Annotated in this window: 1 protein-coding gene; it reads right to left on the reverse strand. The window is 33.6% G+C overall.

Annotated elements, in window-relative coordinates; all coding sequences use genetic code 11:
* Positions 1–1068, reverse strand: a 1068-nt coding sequence (locus tag FTV41_RS14955) for a MobA/MobL family protein (RefSeq protein WP_179996787.1), incomplete at its 3' end; no start/stop codon positions are given.
* Positions 1069–1110: the final 42 nt, after the last annotated feature.

Below are 1110 nucleotides of genomic sequence, written 5' to 3' on the forward strand. Positions count from 1 at the left end.
ATTATTGATCTGATCAAGCAAGTCTTGCGCTTGCTCATAGTCTGATTTTGGCTTCGGTTTTAAGCTGTCCAATAGCTCTTTTTCAGCAAGTTTTTCACCGTTCAAAATCTTGTATGCAAGCTCCGCAGGCAATGGCACATTGATAAAGTTCAGATAGTCAGCTTCGGTTTGTTGCTTTGCTTTCTGCTGTTTGTTGTATTCGTGAACATCCATTTTATTGCCCTGAGCAACACGACTTTTTACCATTTCACCTTCGTGAACTGTTGCTGAAATTTGCAAGCCTAGGTCTTTATATGACTTATGTGTATAACGCTCAATTCGATTATTTTTTTCTAATGCACTGTTAAATAAATCACATGGCTTTTGACGCATATATTGCAAAAAATTTTGCTCAATATTCATTAAGTCTGACTTATCTTTTTTAATCTCTGAGCCATATTTTATTGGGTTAAAATCTTTAACTTGACTGCCAAGTTTAAACGTATCTGCATGAGATTTTTTCTTACGTTTTGATTTTAAATCTTGCTCTGTGAGTGCTTCAATTTTGCAGTATTGAATCACAAAATGAACATGATTATTTTGAATCTGTAACTGTAAATCTTCTCTATCTTCGGGCAAATTATACTTTTCAATTTCTTGCAATCGAGCTTTTTTGCGCTTCAAATTATCAGCTTCATGTATTGCATAACTAATACAAGTTCCGTATTGCTCCGTAAAATCTTCACAGAATTTTTCGACAACTTTTATTTGTTCTTCTTGTGATAGTTCTGGCGGTAAAGCAAGAATAGAACTGTAGCCAATAATGTTTGTGGATGCGTGACTATTATTTTCAATATGATTATAAAATTGTTCTTCGGTCATCTCAGTTTTAATACTATGTGGCAATACTACACCAGATTCTATTACACCCGATTTATTAGAAAAATTATGCTCTTCACCTGTTAAATTATTCTCTAATTTTCGAGCAAGAATATATGCAATTATTCTTAATATACTATGACCATTTGACTTTTTGACAGAAGTAACACGGTGAGAATATCCGTTCCGAATAACAATTTTATCACTCATATTCTGTCCTGCCGTTGGTGTTGCTTTTCTACTTTTAAGACG

Origin of the sequence: Acinetobacter sp. YH16051 (assembly GCF_013417135.1) — a bacterium.
GTDB classification, from domain to species: domain Bacteria; phylum Pseudomonadota; class Gammaproteobacteria; order Pseudomonadales; family Moraxellaceae; genus Acinetobacter; species Acinetobacter towneri.